Here is a 19,517-nt window from a genome sequence, read left to right as displayed (position 1 = left end):
TCTACCAGACTAGAGGCGAATGCGTAGCGTCTCGTAGATAAACCGTACTATAGCAATCTTATTTGAGTTGTAAAAATATATCGTAGACGCGCAGCGGCTTGCCGCAGGCTACCGCCAAGCCGCCTTCTCTACGAGAGGCTCCGCCAATGCCAACGCGCAGCGTCTCGTAGAGAAGAGCGCCAAAAGAAGAAGGAAGTTTACGAATCATTTAGGACTGCTATAGTAAACTGTGGCGGAAGTTTGACTACTTTTAACAAGGAGATTTTGCCCGTTCTTAAGCCCCAAGTCTTGTTAATTGAAACGGTAGCTGGATTTACACCTTGCGGTACTAGTATTTTACTTAGAAAATTTGGCTTCCCTAAGATTTGCCCCATCAAGTATGGCATCATCGAGAATTGCCCCGTCCAACCTAGCTAGATATAAGCTTGCACAATGCAGGTTAGCTCCAGAGAGGTTAGCTCCTTTTAGGTTAGCTGCACTGAGGATTGCTCCTTCTAGGTTGGCTAGATATAAGTTAGCTCCTTCTAGGTTAGCTGCGCTGAGGATTGCCCCAGCAAGATTAGCTTCTCTAAGATTAGCCCCAGCAAGATTAGCTTGATAGAGATTTGTCTGTTCTAGGTTCGCCCTATTCAGGTTTGCTCCTCTCATGTCGGCGTGACTTAAATCAAGTTGCTCATTTTCTGGGTCTTTATTTAAGTAGCTCGACATAAATAATTCCCGGTTTGTAGTCAGGGCTTTAGCCTTAATATCAGGGCTAAAGCCCCTACTAAAAGCCAATCTCAATGTTTTGACATTACTTAACATAGTTTGATTTATTCCCGCCGATTTACTTACATCTCTTCTAGCGATAACGGTAAGGGCTGCTTGAATATCTGCACGAACTTTTGCCCCGATATTGCTTGTTACTTCCTTTTGGGGCGTGTAATGAGCATTTTCTCGGACAAAATTAGTAAGAATCTCCATGATTATCCAGTGGTACTGTGGATAATTATGGGCAATTTGCTCTAAATCATTAATAACAGCGAGACTGGTTTCTATTGTCTTATTCCCTAGTTGTTCAATTGCTATTTTTAAACGTTGTTTTTGTAAATTATACTGAATTTGGTTAACTTTTTTCTGAAAAGCATGTATCTTCAGACATATCTTTGAGAATTGACTGTTATTTGTTGATGAAATATTTTTTATAGTATGAAAAGAATTAATGATTACTGTCAACATACGATAGTTAAAGACTTAGTGCTGATGGGTGGCAGTCACAGCCATCAATTGTCCTGAGAATGTTTGGAATAAAGCCGTTACCCAAAGTAAGTTTGACATTGATTACTGCAAATCAAAAGACAGCCGATGGAATGTTACCAGGACACATTGCTCGATTTAACAGCCACGAGGAATGCGATATTGATTTGCGACCTTTGCTCAAGCAAAGTTGTATATTAACAGAGTAGTTGCCCTAGACTTGGAAAATAACAAAGTTGTTTGTGCTAACGGACTTACGGTAGATTTTGATGTACTGTTTATTGATATTGGCAGCACTTCGGTCACAGTGTCTGTATCAGGTGCAGCAGAATATGCGATCGCAGCTAAACTAGTATCGCAGCTATAGTAACATTGGTATGAACTAATTAAAGCTGTAGATAAAAATCCTTAAGAACCAATTAGCATTGCGATCATGGGTGGTGGTGCTAGCGGTGTAGAATTGTCGTGGCGTATACAATCTCATTCACATCGGATTTGACATCAAACTCAACAACTAATTCAAAATCTGGAAATTTATTTATTTCAGCGTGACAATGCCCAATACCCAATACCCAATTTCTTCATTGAAGCTGTTCAATTAGTTGAATAATTTGTTGATAATATTGGATATTTCCTTCTTGGTAATATAAGTCAGCGGATTTCTGGAAATCGGCAATTGCTCCTTGAGAGTCTCCGAGATTTTGGTAGACATCTGCCCGAAGGATGTAAGCTGAAGCCCAATTAGGCTGACGCTCTAAGGCTTTGTTTAAGTCTGCAAGCGCTCCTTGTAAGTCTTTTAATAAAGAACGGCTACGACCCCGATTGTACCAGTCTTCAGCAAAACTGGGGTCGATCGCGATCGCTCGACTGTAATCTTCTATTGCTCCTTGAAAATCTTCTAAGGCATAGCGAGCATTAGCGCGATCGCTGTAAAATGCAGCAGATTGGGGATTAATTTCCAAAGCTTGGGTGTAATCTGCGATCGCACTTTCATATTCTTCTAAAGCATAATGGGTTGAACCTCGGTTGTAATATGCTTCAATTAAATCAGGATTAATTTGTAATGCTTGATTATAATCTGCGATCGCCCCCTGTTCATCCCCCAAAAGACGACGAGCATTTCCTCGATTGCAGTACGCTTGAGAAAATTCAGGCACAAGCTCTATTGCTTGGGTGTTATCCTCAATTGCTCCCTGTAAGTCTTGCAGGGCTTCACGGGCAATACCCCGACCATAATAAGCTGCGGCTAAGTTATCATTAATTTCTAATGCCCGATCATAATCTTTAATTGCTCCTTTATGATCTGCTAAAGAACGACGAGCCGCCGCGCGATCGCAATATCCTTCAGCTAAACTAGGATTGAGTTGTAATAGGCGATTGCTATCTTCAATTGCACCTTGATAATCTCCCAATCGGCGACGAGCATTCGCCCGAAAGCCGTATACTAAAGCTAGAGTCGGATTTTCTTGTAAGGCTTGGTCATAATCGGCGATCGCACCCTGATAATCCTCAAGAGTACTACGGACAAGACCCCGCTCACAATAGGCTTGCAGATCATCAGGATTCAACTTTAATGCTTGGTTAAAATCCTCAATTGCTCGATGATATTCTTTGAGATGAGCAAGAACCAAACCCCGATTGTAATATGCCCCGGCAAACTTGGGGTTGATTTCTAGGGCGCGGTTGTAAGAAGCGATCGCACTTTGATACTCTGCTAAAGCGTAGTGGGCATTACCTCGGTTATGATAAGCCTCGGCTAAGTTGGGATCTAATTGTAATGCTCGGTCATGATCCGCGATCGCTTCGTGATAATTTCCTAAGATATGGTGAATATTACCCCGATTGCTGTAAGCTGCGGCAAAATGGGGATGCCACTGTAAAGCTTGCTGGAAATCGGCGATCGCTCCTTGATGATTACCCTTTTCAAAACAAGTTACACCCCGATTATGATAGGCATTGGCAATATCAATATTGATATTATCAGCTAATTGGGTACTAGTTTCTATTGTTTGGATATAATCAGCGATCGCTTTGTCGTAGTTTTCTAAGGCAAAGTAAGCATTACCCCGGCTGTGGTAGGATTGGGCTAAATTGGGATCTATTTGTAATGCTTGGTTATGATCCGCGATCGCTCCTTCATAATCGGCTAAAAAGTAACGTGCATTACCTCGGTGATAATAGGCTGTGGCAAAATTGGGATTGATTTCTATGGCGCGATTAAAATCTGCGATCGCACTGAGATAATCTTTTAATTGACCACTGAGAATAATTCCTCGATTATGGTAAGCTTCAGCATAGTTAGGGTTGAGGTTGATTGCTTGGGTGTAAGCTGCGATTGCTCCTTGATAATCCCCTTGCAAATTGTGGTTTAATCCTTGGTTTAAAAAGTCTTCAGCATTCATATAACTTTATTGAATTTCGACATTCCCTAGCTTAAAGGCAACGGGATTCTTAACGATAGATTTTGACAATCGTTCCAGCTTAGTGTGCCTCTTGCTAAGATTTTAATTCCTGATTTTCTGTTAGCCCAGATGAGTGCGACGAATTTTAGGCGACTTAAACAGCAGCAAGCACCGCAAATCAGAACGGTGGGTGTCTGACTCGCCGTTTTTTACTGATATTGCTATAGTAGCGGATAACACATTTAGCTCAGTGCGATCGCATCTACTATCAACATGGATAAAGAGTCTCAAAATCGGTTAAAACACTTTGCTGCTTTAAAGTCCAAATACCAAGTAACTCAACATCAAGATTCATCACCTGCTAATCTGCTGTATCTCATACTACGAAAACTTGACTTAGGAATTGAACTCCTTGACTTAGAATCTAATTGGTTGGGAGAATCTAAGCTTGAGGAGATTTTAGAAGCTATCAAGCAAGAGCAGCAACATAAAGTACAAGAATTCGGAAATCTAGAATTTGAATTCTCCAAATTAAAGTCTAAGTATAAAGCTACAAAGCATAATATTTCTTGGCAATCGAGTCATCTCTATTTCATTCTTTTAAAACTTGAGTCAGGAAATTTCCTTACTGATTCAGAAGTTAAATGGCTGAGAGCAAACGGTTTATATGAGACTAATAAAATTGCTCAAGAGGTGAAACGATTTACTCAACTTAAATCTAAATACAAAGCTACTCAATATCAAGACTCATATCCTGATAGTCTACTTTATCAAATACTGACAAAGTTAGAGCTAACAGAACGGTTAAATAATTCTGAGTATAATTGGTTGATCAATAACGAACTCTTTGAAACCGCAGAATTTTTTCAACAACAAGAGTCAATAAAAGAAACTCAATTTGCTAAATTAAGAGATAAATATCAAGCCATTAAACATTCAGAATTATCATTATCCAGTCCGCTATATCCAATACTGCAAAATATTGACGCCCAACATAATTTGAGTGAGTCAGAAATTAACTGGCTAGAACAGCAAGGACTTAGGGAAACAATTGTCATTGCTCAAGAGTTGGAAAAAACACGAGAATTTGCTGCTTTGAAAGCTAAGTATAAGGTAACTCATTATGATGATTTATCACCTAACAATCATCTGTATAAAGTTCTCAAAAGACTTGATTTATCCAATTACTTAGGAGAACAGGATATTAACTTCTTGAGAAAGCGTAAGTTAACTAAGACAATAGAAATTGTTAACGAAAAATATGCTAATACTCTCAAGTTTAATATAGAATCGGGAAAAGTTCTAAATGAATCAGAAATTGAGTGGCTACAAAATAATGGGCGAGAAGATATCATTGTTCTCGCACAACAAAAGTACTTTGCAGCTTTGAAATCAAAATATGATGTTTTAAGCTATCAAGATAAATCACATACCAGTCTTTTATACACAATTTTGCAAAAACTTGAGTTAAAAGAGCGACTTGAACCAACAGATGTTGCTTGGCTTCAGGAGAATAGAATTGAAATGCCTCAAGCAATATATAGTTATTATAGGTGGCAAGAAGAGCTTAAATATCAGGAGACTAAATTATTCTCTGGTAAGATTTTGATTGCTTACCACACAATTGAAGCAAATTTCTATGAACAGGAGTTTCAGCGCACTGGCAACAAATGGAACTTAGCTAATGCTAGTAGCCATTGGCGCAAAGCAGATGAACCAGAACAGGCATTGCAACTGACGAATAATTTGGAATTCGACAAAATTAAAGAAAATAAACTTAAGTCAGCTTTGCTAACTAGCAGAGGTGGAGCCTTTCGAGATATTGAAAAATTAGATAATGCAGAAAATTGCGCTCGTCAAGCTATTGAGTATCAGCCAAAAAGCCATCATCCTTACACCTTGATGGGAGCTATTTGTTTTGAACGGCATCAATATTCAGATGGTGAGTATTGGTTTCAAGAAGCAATAAAACGTGGGGCTAATCCTAGAGATATGGATTCTGAAATCAAGCGAGTAGTGAAAAATGCTAAGAATGAAAACAAGCGTCAGGAAGTAATAGAATACTTGCTGAAAAAAGATCCACAGCGCTATGCTTGGGCAAAGTCTTATATTAAACAGCCAAATAATAAGGGCTGAATCAGGAATTAAAATCTCATTAGAAAACTAAAAGATAAACTAAGAAAAATTGAATGTAATGCAAGTGTCACTCTGGCGTTACACTACAAAATATTTGATATGGTTGCATCACATGGATTTTCTGACAATTCTAGGATTAGCGGCTGCCACAATAACCACAATCTCTTTTTTGCCACAGATGTTTAAAATGTGGCAAACAAAATCAGTAAAAGATGTTTCTTTGGTTACGTTAATTACATTCATGACTGGTGTTTTTTTGTGGTTAATTTATGGAATATATCTACAATCGTTACCGATTATTCTGGCTAACGGCGTGACATTGGTTTTTAACTTCATTATTCTATGGCTTAAAATTAAATATAGATAAACTTGCCTCTAAAAAACACCTGTGACATCATCTGTATTTGACTCTGAACGCTTCCTTTTCACCCGCGCCACCCCAGACACCGACGCTATCCCCATCATTTTTGCCTTTCCCAATGAGTACAGCGTAGGTATCACTAGCCTTGGCTATCAGGTAGTTTGGGCAACTTTGGCAATGCGTGATGATGTGCAGGTAAGTCGCCTATTTACAGATACTCACGAACAACTCCCCAGAACACCGGAAATTGTGGGATTTTCGATTTCCTGGGAACTGGATTACGTGAATATTTTAAATTTGCTGGAATCTTTAGAAATTCCCATTTTGGCAACTTCTCGTGATGATTCTCATCCAATAATTTTTGGTGGTGGGCCCGTTCTCACAGCTAATCCCGAACCTTATGCAGATTTTTTTGATGTAATTTTACTGGGGGATGGCGAAAACCTCCTGGGAAATTTCATTGAGGCGTACAAAGAAGTGAGAAATGCTTCTAGACAAACTCAACTAAAAAGACTTGCACAAGTCCCAGGAATTTATATTCCCAGTTTGTATGAAGTCGAATATCACAGCATAGATGGTGCAGTAAAGTCAATTAAACCAATTTCTCCCGAAATTCCCGCAGTGGTGCAAAAGCAGACTTATCGGGGAAATACTCTATCGGCATCGACTGTAGTCACCGAAAAAGCTGCATGGGAAAATATTTACATGGTGGAAGTGGTGAGAAGTTGTCCAGAAATGTGCCGCTTTTGTTTGGCGAGTTATCTCACACTGCCTTTTAGAACAGCCAGTCTTGAAGGTTCATTAATTCCAGCGATCGCAAAAGGTTTAGAAGTTACAAATCGGCTAGGATTATTGGGGGCTTCAGTAACTCAGCACCCAGAATTTGAGACTTTGCTAGATTATATTAGTCAGCCAAAGTATGATGATGTCCGTCTCAGTATTGCCTCCGTGCGAACTAATACCGTAACAGTCCAGTTAGCAGAAACTTTGACGAAACGAGACACGCGATCGCTTACCATTGCTGTAGAGAGTGGTTCTGAGAAAATCCGGCAAATTATCAACAAAAAGCTGCATAACGATGAAATCATCCAAGCTGCGATAAATGCCAAAGCTGGCGGATTAAAAAGCTTGAAACTCTACGGAATGGCAGGAATTCCCGGTGAAGAAGCAGAGGATTTAGAGCAAACTGTGGCGATGATGCGTAATATCAAAAAAGCTGTGCCGGGATTACGCTTAACATTCGGATGCAGCACCTTTGTACCCAAAGCACACACACCGTTTCAATGGTTTGGGGTGAATCGCCAAGCAGAAAAGCGGTTGCAGTTTTTGCAAAAACAGCTAAAACCGCAGGGGATAGAGTTTCGCCCAGAAAGCTATAATTGGTCGATTATACAGGCTTTGTTATCCAGAGGCGATCGTAGACTCTCGCAACTTCTTCAACTTACTCGTAACTTTGGTGACTCCTTGGGTAGTTACAAACGGGCTTTCAAACAACTCAAAGGACAAATCCCCGATTTAGATTTCTACGTCCACGCCGAGTGGTCAACAGAGCAAGTATTACCCTGGAGCCACTTGCAAGGGCCTCTGCCACAGTCTACACTACTAAAGCATTTGGCTGATGCTAAGAGTTATATCAACCCATCCCCAAAGGAATTACAGCCATTGAATTCATAGCTGAAAACTTGATGCAAAACACAGCTGAGTATTACTGCGCCTATTGCGGCGAACCCAACTTAACTTTTATTGATTTGAGTGCTGGAGGACAACAATCTTACATTGAAGATTGTCAAGTTTGCTGTAACCCAAATATTTTGTATATCCGGGTTGATGAAGATACTCTAGATATCGAAATTGATACCGAATCCGAAAGTTGAATTTTAGGTTTTTCTTTCCATGCTGCACTTTAAACATTTCTCAGTAATTAATGCCCCACCAGAAGTAGTTTGGAAATTTCACGAAAGACCAGATATTTTGCAACTACTGAATCCACCTTGGCAGCCAGTCCAAGTGGTTCGTCGTGAGGGGGGGCTGAACGTGGGCGCTATCACCGAATTTCGCCTGTTTCTCGGCCCATTACCCTTAACTTGGTTAGCGCGTCATACTGAGTGTGAAAAATATCGCCTATTTGCTGACCAACAAATATCTGGTCCTTTTGAATCTTGGGTACATCGACATGAATTTGAACCAGAAAATGGCAAAACTAAGCTGACTGATGCTATTTCCTTCTCTATGCCTGGCGGAGGAACAGTTGAATTTGTCAGCGGTTGGTTAGTGCAAGTGCAACTAGAAGCAATGTTTCGCTATCGTCACTATGTGACTAAACGGGAATGCGAATCATGATAGCAAAATGTGTTACATCCTTTTCGCCAGCTTTAGCTATTTAGAAAGTACTATAAAATAAATCTTAGTTCTTATATATACTAAACCTTACAGTGTAATAACTTATATTTTTCCACATCTCAACCAAAAATATTTATTGGTATCGGCTTGCATGTGTAATAATAGTTAAAGTATCTTAATATTTATAAACAATTTCAAGTATTGGCACTGTCCAATGCGAAACACTGACCAGTAAAAGGGTTTTCTGGCTCGTGGTTAGTATTTTTTGTGGTGACCATATTTTAGGAATTTTTACCTGAATACTAGGCGGAGTAAAAGCGTGATTCAATTAGAACAACCACCCAGTCATCAAACAAAACTGACCCCAGTAGTGAAAAGTAAATCTCAATTTAAGGGACTTTTCATTGCTATTGTCATTGTTAGCACATGGGTCATTAGCCTGAGTTTATTACTTTCCCTTGACATCTCCAAGTTAAAATTGTGGATGTTATCGCCTGTTATCCTATGGCAAACATTTTTATATACGGGATTATTTATTACATCACATGATGCTATGCATGGGGTAGTGTTTCCCCAGAACACCAAGATTAATCATCTTATTGGGACATTAACCTTATCTGTTTATGGTCTTTTACCATATAAAAAATTATTGAAAAAACATTGGGTGCATCACCACAATCCAGCAAGTCAAATAGACCCAGATTTTCATGATGGGAAATACAAAAATTTCTTCGCTTGGTATTTTCATTTTATGAAGGGTTACTGGAGTTGGGGACAAATGATTGCTCTGACTCTTATCTATCACTTTGCTAATTATATCCTTCATATACCCCACGCTAATCTAACAACCTTTTGGGTGATTCCCTCGCTTTTAAGCTCATTCCAATTATTTTATTTTGGTACTTTTCTACCCCATAGCGAACCCATAGGAGGTTATATTCAGCCTCATCGTGCCCAAACAATTAGCCGTCCAATTTGGTGGTCATTTATCACCTGCTATCATTTTGGCTACCACGAGGAACATCACGAGTATCCCCATGCTACTTGGTGGCAGTTACCAGAAATTTATAAAGTAAAATAGTTATTGTTTATCTAATATGATAATAACAACAGGCACCAAATTTTAGATTTTAAATTTTGGATTTTCGATTGAAGTTTCTTGCATCCAAAATTTAAAAAAGTCTAGTCTTGTACTTTTCCAAGAGTTGCCTCCGAATTTAAACGCGAGAATAAATTTGATTGCTGAGGTCAATCTAAAATCTAAAATCTAAAATCTAAAATTGTGTGACACGGTAATCTATATAGTTTGAGCAAGGCATTCTTTTAGATTATCCTGCTTATGCCAATTAATAATTCTCGTCTTGTCACCTATAGCCCTGCTTATACAATCGTTCCCACTTACGAGTGCTTTAATCGCTGTAGTTACTGCAACTTTCGTAGTGAACCGGGTAAAAGTCCCTGGATGAGTCTCTCAGATGCAGAAAGTATTTTAAAACCACTTCAAAGTGAAAAAGTCTGTGAAATCCTTATACTCAGCGGTGAAGTGCATCCGCATTCGCCAAGGCGTCAGGCGTGGTTTGGGCGGATTTATGATTTGTGTGAATTAGCGCTTTCAATGGGGTTTTTACCACATACGAATGCGGGGCCCCTGAGTTTTGAGGAGATGCAAAAGCTTAAGGGTGTTAATGTTTCGATGGGGCTGATGTTGGAACAGTTAACGCCAACATTGTTAAATAGTGTACATCGGCACGCACCGAGTAAATTACCAGAAGTTCGTTTACAGCAATTGCAATGGGCGGGAGAGTTGCAGATTCCCTTTACAACTGGGTTACTGTTAGGAATTGGGGAAACAGTTGATGATTGGTGGGAAACATTAACAGCTATATCTCAACTGCATCAACGTTATCACCATATTCAAGAAGTTATCCTGCAACCTCATAGTCCAGGACATCAGCAAACCTTTGATGCACCACCTTTTGACCCCCATCACTTACCAGAAGTCATTTTCAGGGCGCGTCAGATTTTACCGCCAGATATTACGATTCAAATTCCGCCGAATTTAGTTAAAGATGACCGATGGTTACTTGCTTGTATCGAAGCTGGTGCGCGAGATTTGGGCGGAATTGGGCCAAAAGATGAAGTAAATCCCGATTATCCTCATGTTCAGGAACAGGCATTAAGAGAAATTTTACAACCTGCGGGGTGGGAATTGATGCCGCGTTTACCAGTATATCCCCAATTTGATAGCTGGTTGTCGAAAGAATTGCAAACAGTGGTGAAACGCTGGCGAAAGACTCTAACCCCAGTTTCTCTTTTGTAAGAACAGGGAAGTAGAAATTTTCCCATCTAGAACACCAATTCAGTAATCCTGAAAGAACCTCTCCCCCAACCCCTCTCCGCTTCGGAGAGGGGAGTTTGGCTCCCCCTTCCCTACTAGGGAAGGGGGCTGGGGGGTTAGGTTTTTGAGAACTGAATTGATGCTCTATTAGTTGACGAGTCTTTGAACTGGATGAATCCATCTTTTATCTCCGTTAACGAGTATTTGAACTGGATGAATCCACCTTTGCACTCCGTTAACGAGTCTTTGAACTGGATGAATCCATCTTTTATCTCCGTTAACGAGTCTTTGAACTAGATGAATCCACCTTTTATCTCCGTTGACGAGTATTTGAACTGGATGAATCCACCTTTGAACTCCGTTAACGAGTCTTTGAACTGGATGAATCCACCTTTGAACTCCGTTGATGAGTCTTTGAACTGGATAAGCGCACCTCAATTTTCTATAATTTCCATTATTATGAGCATCATTACTATATTTTTTACCTATGCCTAATAATGATGACTTACTCGCAAACCTCTACAACGCTTTTAACCCCTTTGACCCCTTACCCGCAGGTGATCCAAAATATGTAGATTGTCAGGATGTGCGGGGAGATGCGGATATTGAGCAAGAGTTGGGAAATCGAATGCGACTAGCAAATACAAATACTTGCCAATTGTATTCTGGTCATCGGGGTGCGGGGAAGTCTACAGAATTACTCAGATTAAAGAAGTATTTAGAAAATCGGAAATTTTATGTTGTCTATTTTGCGGCTGATGAAGAGGATATCGATTCTGAAGATGCCCAATATACAGATATACTCCTCGCCTGTACCCGCCGTTTGCTCAAAGATTTGAAAGAAATTGCCAGTCCTCGTCCGATACTCGACTGGTTAAAAAGTCGTTGGGAAGATTTAAAAGATTTGGCGCTGACTCCCATAGAGTTTGAGAGTTTGGGAGTAGAAGCCCAACTTGCTCAGTTTGCCAAGTTGACAGCAAATTTAAGAGCTGTTCCTGAATTACGCCAGAAGATTCGCCAAAAAATTGATCCTTACACCGTCACTTTAATTCAGGTGTTGAATGAGTTTCTAGCGGATGCAAAAAAGAACTTACCTACGGGTAAAACTCAACTGGCGGTAATTGTCGATAATTTAGACCGGATGGTGTTAGTCAAAGATGGCGATCGTACCAACTATGAGGAAGTCTTTTTAGACCGCAGCGAACAACTCCAAGCTTTAGATTGCCATTTGATTTACACTGTCCCGATTTCAATGGTCTATTCTACCAGAGCAACAGACCTCAGAGATATTTACGGCGACCCCCAAATTTTGCCGATGATTATGGTAAACACTCTCAAGGGAGACATTTACCAGCCAGGACTCAAGAAAGTTAAGGAGGTAATTAACAAGCGAGTCCGGCAAATTGCACCGGAACTATCACTAGAAAAAGAAATTTTTGACAGTCCCCAAACCTTAGACAGACTTTGTTTGATGAGTGGAGGTCATGTGAGGAATTTGCTATTGTTAACTCAAGATGCCATTGGACGCACTGAAGAGTTACCTGTTTCAGAAAAGGCGGTGCGACGAGCAATTACTCAAGCTAGAGATACTTTTCGCCGTGCTGTGGAAAATCATCAATGGTGTCTGTTAGCAGAAGTGTCTTCTTCTAAACGTATTATTAATGATGACTTGTATCGGAGTTTGATGTATAACCGCAGTCTTTTAGAATACCGCTATTTGGATGATGAGGGAGAGATGCAGCGTTGGTATGATATTCATCCATTGATTCAAGGAATTCCAGAATTTAAAGAAGCTGTAGCGAAACTTTCATGAACCCAAATTTAAGTGATTGGGATGATGATTTACTCCCAGAACCAGAAGAAGCTTATCAAGACTTACTTCGCGCACTGAAGCGAAAATCAGGATTTGGTTTGTTTTTTGTCCAATGTACACCTGGAGAAGCAGACAAGTTCATTGTCAAACTTCCCCAGGAGATTCTACAGAAAAAGATTGCAGTGCTGCGTTTTGTCGAGTCAATTGATAATTTATATCAGCCAGTGGCAGAGTTTATTAAAGACAAGCAAATTGATATTTTATTGATTAAAGGTCTGGAATATTCTTTATATAAATATGAAAAAAGAAAGTTTGGGGAAATTACCGAAGGGCAATTTAGCAATTTAACCAGTGTTCCGCATATTTTAAATCACTTAAACCAACAGCGAGAACGCTTTAGAGATGACTTTCCCATTAGCTTTGTTTTTCTCTTGCGTTCATTTTCGATTAACTATTTAATTCACCGTGCCCCAGATTTTTTTGATTGGCGTTCTGGAGTGTTTGAATTACCGACAACGCCAGAAGTGGTAGATGAAGAATCAACTCGTCTACTAGATGAAGCAGACTATGAGGAATATTTGAAACTTAGCCCCGAACAAAAAATTGAGAAAGTTCTGGAAATTCAAGACTTGCTGACTGAAAAACATCAATCAGAGAATCTTCAGGCAAGTTTACAATGTGAACTGGGCAAGTTGTTACATTCTGCTGACGAATTTGAAGCCGCGATCGCATCCTACGACCAAGCACTGAAATTTCAACCAGATTACCACGACGCTTGGAACAATCGGGGCAATGCACTATATAATTTAGGACGGAATGAAGAAGCGATCACATCCTATGACCAAGCACTGAAATTTCAACCAGATTACCACCTAGCTTGGTTCAATTTGGGTATTGTGCTAAATAATTTAGGATGCTTTGAAGAAGCGATCGCATCCTACGACCAAGCACTGAAATTTCAACCAGATTACCACGACGCTTGGAACAATCGGGGTATTGTGCTACGCAACTTAAGACGCAATGAAGAAGCGATCGCATCCTACGACCAAGTACTGAAAATTAAACCAGATTACCACCGAGCTTGGTATAATCGGGGCTATGCGCTAGATGATTTAGGACGCAATGAAGAAGCGATCGCATCCTACGACCAAGCACTGAAATTTCAACTAGATTACCACCGAGCTTGGAACAATCGGGGCATTGCGCTATATAATTTAGGACGCAATGAAGAAGCGATCGCATCCTTCGACCAAGTACTGAAATTTCAACCAGATGACTACCAAGCTTGGTACAATAAAGCTTGCTGTTATGCTCTCCAAGGTAATATTGAACAGGCACTAAAAAAGCTGGAAAAAGCATTTAATCTGAATCGTGAAGAATGTTCTGAATGGGCAAAATCTGACTCTAGTTTTGATGGTATTCGGCAAAATGAGCGCTTTCAAGCTTTAATTCAATAACCGCTATAAAGACTAAATTAATGTAGCGATTAATTTAGCGACCGACTTCACACATTGACTGAAAATACTAACCGAAATAAAAAGCGAACATCCTGATAAAAATTATGTCACAACTTAAAATTGACTATCCAGAAACTTTACCAGATGCCTTACAGCAAACGCGAGAACAGTTTGAACAAGAAGCTAAAATGGCGATGGCAGTTAAACTATTTGAAATGAAACGTATTTCTTCTGGTTTAGCTGCACAATTAGCAGGTGTAAATAGGGTAACTTTTTTACTTAATTTACACCGTTATAGTGTAGCGATGATTGATTTAACAGAAGAGGAACTTATATCTGATTTAGCAAATGCTTGAAAATAATATAATTGTTATCAACACAGCACCCCTTATTTCCATAATAGCGGCAATAGGAGATTTAAGAATTCTTCAATCTTTGTATACACAGGTTTTGGTTCCCTTTGAAGTTTGTCAAGAAATACTTGCTGGAGGTGCAAGCGGATTTGCAGTAAGTGAATTTGAGGATGCCGATTGGCTACAAAAATCGCAAATACCCTTAAATAATATTTCTCCATTCTTACTTAATTCTTTAGATTTAGGAGAAGCTTCTGTTATCCAACTTGCGCTCAATGAAAATATCCAGACTGTTTGCATTGATGAAGCAGCTGGTAGACGAGTTGCCAGGTTAAGCGGTCTTTCTGTTACAGGTACTATCGGTATTTTGTTGCGTGGACACCGAGAAGGATACACTATTGATATTAAACAAGCAATTGGCAGAATGATTGCTCGTGGAATTAGGCTAAGTGAAACTATTATCAATTTTGCACTTCAACAAACTGGTGAAATAGATCCTTAAATTTTGTTCTGAGGCGGCGCGTGTTGTTACCATTGCTCGATTTGTGAGTTACTACCACCAAAATAGCTTCAAATAAATACCCACCGTGAACTAATTACTAACGCATCCCTCAAAGGAGAGAGATAGGAGCCTAAACCCTGTTGTAAAATAGACCTATAAGGATTCGGGGGGCCATTTAACTGGTCATAAACGCCTATAGAAACTATTTTTGGAAATCTCCAAGGTCTGAAGTCCAGCCAGCTGAAACAACTACAGCGGCTGTATCACCAGCGCATACCAGGCGATCGCATCACCACGCCTGAGTTTTCCCAGCGTCTGGCAGCAATTAGCACAGAAGTCAATCAGCCTGTGTGCGCCTACATCAACCGTCGCGGACAAGTGATTCGCGTCGGGGTAGGCACACCGCGTCAAACGCAAATACCACCGCTGGAATTGCCCCGCTACGGTGCAGAACGACTCAGCGGTATTCGTTGTATTGCCACCCATCTGAAGCCAGAACCGCCAAATGAGGCGGCGCTCACGGCTATGGCACTGCAACGCTTAGATGCCCTAGTTGTCCTAAACATTACTGGAACGGGATTTACACGGCGGGGAGGCGGTTCGACTGGGTACGTCAAAGAAGCTTATCTAGCTCATCTGACACCCCAAGAGTCTCGCACCCTAATTACTAGTCCTGCTGCTCTCAAGGTAGAGGAAAGCCAAATCCAATCCCCAAGTTGGAATATATCGCCACCTCTGGACTTGGACCATCTGGCAGACCAGGATTTAGTAGACTTGGTAGAAAATCTGGAAGCGGAATTCCAGCGCGAATTTATCGCCCAGGAAGTAGATGCTGACCACGATCGCGTGCTGATTGTGGGGCTGATGACCAGTGAGATGACTCCCCTACAATTCCAAGACAACCTATTGGAATTGGCACGTTTAGTTGATACCGCTGGGGGAGATGTATTACAGACAATACAACAAAAGCGATCGCGCATTCATCCCCAGACAGTAGTTGGCGAAGGTAAGGTGCAAGAAATTGCCCTAACTGCCCAAACACTAGGAGTCAATCTCGTCGTCTTCGACCGCGACCTCTCACCCTCCCAAGTCCGCAACTTAGAAATGCAAATTGGTATCCGGGTGGTTGACCGCACCGAAGTTATTTTGGATATCTTTGCCCAACGCGCTCAGTCCCGTGCTGGTAAGTTGCAAGTAGAACTAGCCCAGTTAGAATACATGCAGCCGCGACTGGCTGGTAGAGGCCGCACCATGTCCCGATTAGGTGGTGGTATTGGGACTCGTGGCCCTGGTGAAACCAAACTGGAAACTGAACGCCGTGCCATTGGGCAGCGCATTTCCCGACTGCAAAAAGAAGTCGATCAGTTACAAGCCCATCGTTCGCGGTTACGGCAGCGACGGCAGCATCAAGAAGTTCCTTCGGTGGCTTTGGTTGGATATACCAACGCTGGTAAGTCCACTTTACTGAATGCTCTCACAAATGCAGAAGTTTATACAGCCGACCAGCTATTTGCCACTCTCGATCCCACGACGCGCCGCTTAGTAATTCCTCATGGCGAAACAGATGAACATCAGGAAATTCTGATTACAGATACGGTAGGGTTTATACACGAACTGCCTGCATCGTTAATGGATGCCTTCCGCGCCACCTTGGAGGAAGTCACAGAAGCCGATGCTCTACTACATTTGGTGGATTTGTCTCACCCCGCTTGGCTGCGTCATATTCGCTCAGTTAGGGAAATCTTGGCGCAAATGCCAATAACTCCAGGCCCGGCGCTGGTTATTTTTAACAAAATTGATCAAGCCGATAGTGAGACACTGGCTCTAGCTAGAGAAGAATTTCCCTTAGCCGTATTTATTTCTGCGAGTCAGCGTTTGGGATTAGAAACCCTACGTCACCGCCTTGCCAAGCTAATTGAATACGCCGTTGACTGTGGGTAAATACTGAAATTAAAGTTTTGTATTTCAGTTAAAAATGCCGTAGTTTTATTGACTACGGCATTTGCTATTAAAGATAAAGAATATTTCTACTCCCCTAAGCTCAAATAAACTAAATATACTGAAAAAGCTTTTGCCGTAATAGTTTGAGCGATTGTGATCAAAACTGTATACCTTTATAGACTCCTTTTATCTGCAAAATTTTCCCTTTTAACAAGATAGGTATCTACATGGCTTAAAAACTTGTATTTAGTCCTCTTGAGAAGAATACAAGCTATTAGCCTCAAAATTTATTCCCAAGCAGGATGACAACGAAGCCCAAAATTTATTTAATGTTGGTAATGACAAGCTCTTAAAGCTTGTTATACAATCGCTAAAAAGCCTATAAAACAAGCTAGCTTTTTAGCAATTTTGATTTTTGAATGCGTACTCCTGCAAAGAAGCAAGCTTGGCGTAGCATATGTTTAAGGGATTCATCTGTACTAGTAACTTAATGTGGCAAATTTACTTAGCCACTTCTGAGGATAAAGTCAAAACGAGATAGAGCCGCTACAGCAAGTGGCAAAGTTCTAAAATTGAGAAGTATTAAATCAAGTTGAGGACATTATGGCTGCAAACGTAGAAATTTACACTTGGAGGACTTGCCCTTTTTGCATCCGTGCCAAAAGTTTGCTGAACAACAAGGGGGTTGAATTTATCGAATACAACATTGACGGAGATGAGGTAGCCAGAAATAAAATGGCTCAAAGAGCAAATGGACGCCGTTCTTTACCGCAAATTTTCATCAATGATGAACATATTGGTGGTTGTGATGATATCCACGCTTTAGACCGTCAAGGCAAGCTCGATGAGCTACTAACTTCTAGCAATAGCGTGTAGATTCAGAAGGTTTTGCGATCGCTAGCAACAAGCCGCTGCAAATTACACCGTAGTCGCAACAACTCTAGAAGGGAGAGCAACGCTGCCTTGTTTACAGACTTTTTTATCACAAAAGTGATATCTGTCCACAAGACTTTACCCTCCAGGTTATACTCAGCAGTACACATGTACGTCAATTGGTGAGAGCATCAAGAGATAATAATTGAATAACCATTTAATTTCTTGGTGATTGAGGTATAAAGGGTGAAACTGGCTTTTATCATTGATCCCATCCATCAGCTTGACCCGTGTCATGATACCAGTGTTGCCCTGATTGAAGCAGCGCAAATCTTGGGACACGAAGTCTGGGTAACTCAGGGAAACCTGCTGAGTGTGGTGGATAGCAAAGCTTGGGCTGTACTACAGCGAGTTGAAGTTGTACCAGTGCAGTTGGTAGAGGGACGCTGGATAGCGGCAAATCCTTGGTATAAGTTGAGCGATTCCTCCCTTACTTCTTTAGAAACAATGGACACCGTATTTATACGGACAGATCCACCAGTCAATGATTCCTACCTCTATGCCACCTACATTCTGGATTACATTGACCAAAATAAAACCCTGGTGATTAACAGTCCCGGTGGCATCCGAGGGGCAAATGAAAAAATGTACGCCCTCCAGTTTACCAAAGCGATTCCAGAAACGATTGTCAGTGCTGATAAGCAGTTTATCCGGCAATTCGTCGAAGCAAAGCGAGCTGCGGTTCTCAAACCACTGGGTAACAAAGCTGGAGAAGGAATTTTATTTTTGCAATCAGGCGATCGCAATTTTAATTCCATTGTCGAACTCAGTACCCTCCAAGGTCGAGTGCCAGTAATGGTGCAGACCTATCTACCGGAGGCAAAAGAAGGAGATAAGCGAATTATCCTGCTGAATGGCGAACCGATTGGTGCGCTCAATCGCCTCTCTAGCGGAACTGATTTTCGCAATAATATGGCAACTGGTGGTACAGTGGCTCAAACCGAAATTACCCCAAGAGAAAATGAAATTTGTACCCAAGTAGCTGAACGCTTACGCCAAGATGGCTTAATTTTTGTGGGTATTGACGTTATTGGTGGTTACCTAACTGAAGTTAACGTCACTAGTCCTACCGGAATTCGTGAGATTGATCGCCTAGATGGTACTCACCTTGGTCATCAGGTTATTCAATGGATTGAACAGACACTCAAAAGCAAAAAATAAATGTAAATTATTTTTTGCTTCGTGTCTTATTCTACGTGAGTTCGACGGCTGATGTGATATCCGCCTAATGAACTGAATCAAAAAACCTCTAAGAGGATGTTTGAAAAGTATTGTTGGTAACAGCAATACCTGCCAAAGTTAACCCCCCTTCCCGATGTTAGCGTTGGCGAACACAAGAGTGTCTCTAAGAGTTGCGGCATCAAGTGCGGGAATGGGGATTTAAAAGCCTCTCTCCCTCTGGGGGAGGGGAGTTTATAGTATACTTTGCGACTTTTCAAACATCCTTAAAGAGGTTTTACTACGCAAAATCGTCCCTCTCCGACTCCTAGAGGGACAGACTTGAACTTTAGTTCAAGTCTGGGAGAGGTTCATCGAACTCACGTTATTCTCCAGGAAACAGACTTCCTTCAACGCTTGCATAGGCGAGTTTCCCACGCAACTTTCTTTAAGTAAATATATTTACTTGTACCGAATATGAGTTTAATGGATCGCGGGGGTAGATGTAGCGATGTCTACACAGGCTGTTCAGCGTCGCATCTGTAGT

Annotated in this window: 18 protein-coding genes; 15 read left to right on the top strand and 3 right to left on the bottom strand. The window is 40.9% G+C overall.

The window, feature by feature from the left end:
* Positions 1 to 58 precede the first annotated feature (58 nt).
* The gene (locus V7K46_RS09230; protein ID WP_335112328.1) at positions 59 to 208 is read right to left on the bottom strand and encodes a hypothetical protein; all 150 of its coding nucleotides are present in this window, start codon (positions 206 to 208) and stop codon (positions 59 to 61) included.
* A gap of 128 nt (positions 209 to 336) precedes the next feature.
* On the bottom strand, positions 337 to 1,218 hold the full coding sequence (locus tag V7K46_RS09225; protein WP_335112326.1) for a pentapeptide repeat-containing protein: 882 nt from the start codon (positions 1,216 to 1,218) through the stop codon (positions 337 to 339).
* Between the two features lie 208 nt (positions 1,219 to 1,426).
* Between V7K46_RS09225 and V7K46_RS09220 the strand changes: the two genes are divergently transcribed.
* Complete coding sequence (locus V7K46_RS09220; RefSeq protein ID WP_335112324.1) at positions 1,427 to 1,603, top strand: hypothetical protein; 177 nt, start codon at positions 1,427 to 1,429, stop codon at positions 1,601 to 1,603.
* 214 nt (positions 1,604 to 1,817) lie between these two features.
* Here V7K46_RS09220 and V7K46_RS09215 read toward each other — a convergent pair whose 3' ends face one another.
* Positions 1,818 to 3,638: a tetratricopeptide repeat protein gene (locus V7K46_RS09215; protein ID WP_335112321.1), complete on the bottom strand. Its 1,821-nt coding sequence runs from the start codon at positions 3,636 to 3,638 to the stop codon at positions 1,818 to 1,820.
* A gap of 273 nt (positions 3,639 to 3,911) precedes the next feature.
* Between V7K46_RS09215 and V7K46_RS09210 the strand changes: the two genes are divergently transcribed.
* The 14 genes from V7K46_RS09210 (at position 3,912) to gshB (ending at position 18,973) form a co-directional block, all read left to right on the top strand.
* Complete coding sequence (locus V7K46_RS09210) at positions 3,912 to 5,774, top strand: tetratricopeptide repeat protein (RefSeq protein ID WP_335112319.1); 1,863 nt, start codon at positions 3,912 to 3,914, stop codon at positions 5,772 to 5,774.
* Positions 5,775 to 5,886: 112 nt separating this feature from the next.
* Entirely contained in the window at positions 5,887 to 6,141 is a 255-nt protein-coding gene (locus V7K46_RS09205; RefSeq protein WP_335112317.1) for a SemiSWEET transporter, read from the top strand.
* Between the two features lie 21 nt (positions 6,142 to 6,162).
* Entirely contained in the window at positions 6,163 to 7,809 is a 1,647-nt protein-coding gene (locus V7K46_RS09200; protein ID WP_335112315.1) for a B12-binding domain-containing radical SAM protein, read from the top strand.
* Between the two features lie 11 nt (positions 7,810 to 7,820).
* Positions 7,821 to 8,009, top strand: coding sequence for a CPXCG motif-containing cysteine-rich protein (locus tag V7K46_RS09195; protein ID WP_300418224.1), 189 nt, complete (start codon positions 7,821 to 7,823; stop codon positions 8,007 to 8,009).
* A 19-nt stretch (positions 8,010 to 8,028) separates the two neighbouring features.
* Entirely contained in the window at positions 8,029 to 8,475 is a 447-nt protein-coding gene (locus V7K46_RS09190) for an SRPBCC family protein (RefSeq protein WP_335112313.1), read from the top strand.
* 319 nt (positions 8,476 to 8,794) lie between these two features.
* Entirely contained in the window at positions 8,795 to 9,556 is a 762-nt protein-coding gene (gene crtW, locus V7K46_RS09185) for a beta-carotene ketolase CrtW (protein WP_335112311.1), read from the top strand.
* A gap of 258 nt (positions 9,557 to 9,814) precedes the next feature.
* The gene (gene cofG / locus V7K46_RS09180) at positions 9,815 to 10,795 is read left to right on the top strand and encodes a 7,8-didemethyl-8-hydroxy-5-deazariboflavin synthase subunit CofG (protein WP_335112309.1); all 981 of its coding nucleotides are present in this window, start codon (positions 9,815 to 9,817) and stop codon (positions 10,793 to 10,795) included.
* 505 nt (positions 10,796 to 11,300) lie between these two features.
* Positions 11,301 to 12,626 (top strand): ATP-binding protein, encoded by a 1,326-nt coding sequence (locus tag V7K46_RS09175; protein ID WP_335112307.1) that lies wholly within the window; start codon positions 11,301 to 11,303, stop codon positions 12,624 to 12,626.
* Positions 12,623 to 14,083: a tetratricopeptide repeat protein gene (locus tag V7K46_RS09170; protein WP_335112305.1), complete on the top strand. Its 1,461-nt coding sequence runs from the start codon at positions 12,623 to 12,625 to the stop codon at positions 14,081 to 14,083. The genes V7K46_RS09175 and V7K46_RS09170 overlap by 4 nt, the downstream gene beginning before the upstream one ends.
* Before the next feature lie 101 nt (positions 14,084 to 14,184).
* The gene (locus V7K46_RS09165; RefSeq protein WP_334738196.1) at positions 14,185 to 14,439 is read left to right on the top strand and encodes a UPF0175 family protein; all 255 of its coding nucleotides are present in this window, start codon (positions 14,185 to 14,187) and stop codon (positions 14,437 to 14,439) included.
* Entirely contained in the window at positions 14,432 to 14,938 is a 507-nt protein-coding gene (locus tag V7K46_RS09160; RefSeq protein WP_335112303.1) for a DUF3368 domain-containing protein, read from the top strand. The genes V7K46_RS09165 and V7K46_RS09160 overlap by 8 nt, the downstream gene beginning before the upstream one ends.
* Positions 14,939 to 15,133: 195 nt before the next feature.
* Positions 15,134 to 16,879, top strand: coding sequence for a GTPase HflX (gene hflX / locus V7K46_RS09155; RefSeq protein WP_335112351.1), 1,746 nt, complete (start codon positions 15,134 to 15,136; stop codon positions 16,877 to 16,879).
* A gap of 603 nt (positions 16,880 to 17,482) precedes the next feature.
* Positions 17,483 to 17,755 carry a glutaredoxin 3 gene (gene grxC, locus V7K46_RS09150; protein WP_335112301.1) on the top strand — a complete coding sequence of 91 codons (273 nt, stop codon included), beginning with the start codon at positions 17,483 to 17,485 and terminating at the stop codon, positions 17,753 to 17,755.
* Positions 17,756 to 17,998: 243 nt separating this feature from the next.
* Positions 17,999 to 18,973, top strand: coding sequence for a glutathione synthase (gshB, locus tag V7K46_RS09145; RefSeq protein ID WP_335112299.1), 975 nt, complete (start codon positions 17,999 to 18,001; stop codon positions 18,971 to 18,973).
* The last annotated feature ends 544 nt before the right edge of the window (positions 18,974 to 19,517 follow it).

It is taken from the genome of Nostoc sp., from assembly GCF_036917395.1.
In the GTDB taxonomy this organism is placed as follows: Bacteria; Cyanobacteriota; Cyanobacteriia; order Cyanobacteriales; family Nostocaceae; genus Nostoc.
This window is presented reverse-complemented; position numbering and strand designations above follow the sequence as displayed.

Coding starts and splice junctions, on each gene's coding strand:
- V7K46_RS09230 (WP_335112328.1), bottom strand. CDS start 208: ATGATTCGTAAACTTCCTTCTTCTTTTGGCGCTCTTCTCTACGAGACG.
- V7K46_RS09225 (WP_335112326.1), bottom strand. CDS start 1,218: ATGTTGACAGTAATCATTAATTCTTTTCATACTATAAAAAATATTTCA.
- V7K46_RS09215 (WP_335112321.1), bottom strand. CDS start 3,638: ATGAATGCTGAAGACTTTTTAAACCAAGGATTAAACCACAATTTGCAA.
- V7K46_RS09210 (WP_335112319.1), top strand. CDS start 3,912: ATGGATAAAGAGTCTCAAAATCGGTTAAAACACTTTGCTGCTTTAAAG.
- V7K46_RS09205 (WP_335112317.1), top strand. CDS start 5,887: ATGGATTTTCTGACAATTCTAGGATTAGCGGCTGCCACAATAACCACA.
- V7K46_RS09195 (WP_300418224.1), top strand. CDS start 7,821: ATGCAAAACACAGCTGAGTATTACTGCGCCTATTGCGGCGAACCCAAC.
- V7K46_RS09190 (WP_335112313.1), top strand. CDS start 8,029: ATGCTGCACTTTAAACATTTCTCAGTAATTAATGCCCCACCAGAAGTA.
- cofG (WP_335112309.1), top strand. CDS start 9,815: ATGCCAATTAATAATTCTCGTCTTGTCACCTATAGCCCTGCTTATACA.
- V7K46_RS09175 (WP_335112307.1), top strand. CDS start 11,301: ATGCCTAATAATGATGACTTACTCGCAAACCTCTACAACGCTTTTAAC.
- V7K46_RS09170 (WP_335112305.1), top strand. CDS start 12,623: ATGAACCCAAATTTAAGTGATTGGGATGATGATTTACTCCCAGAACCA.
- V7K46_RS09160 (WP_335112303.1), top strand. CDS start 14,432: ATGCTTGAAAATAATATAATTGTTATCAACACAGCACCCCTTATTTCC.
- grxC (WP_335112301.1), top strand. CDS start 17,483: ATGGCTGCAAACGTAGAAATTTACACTTGGAGGACTTGCCCTTTTTGC.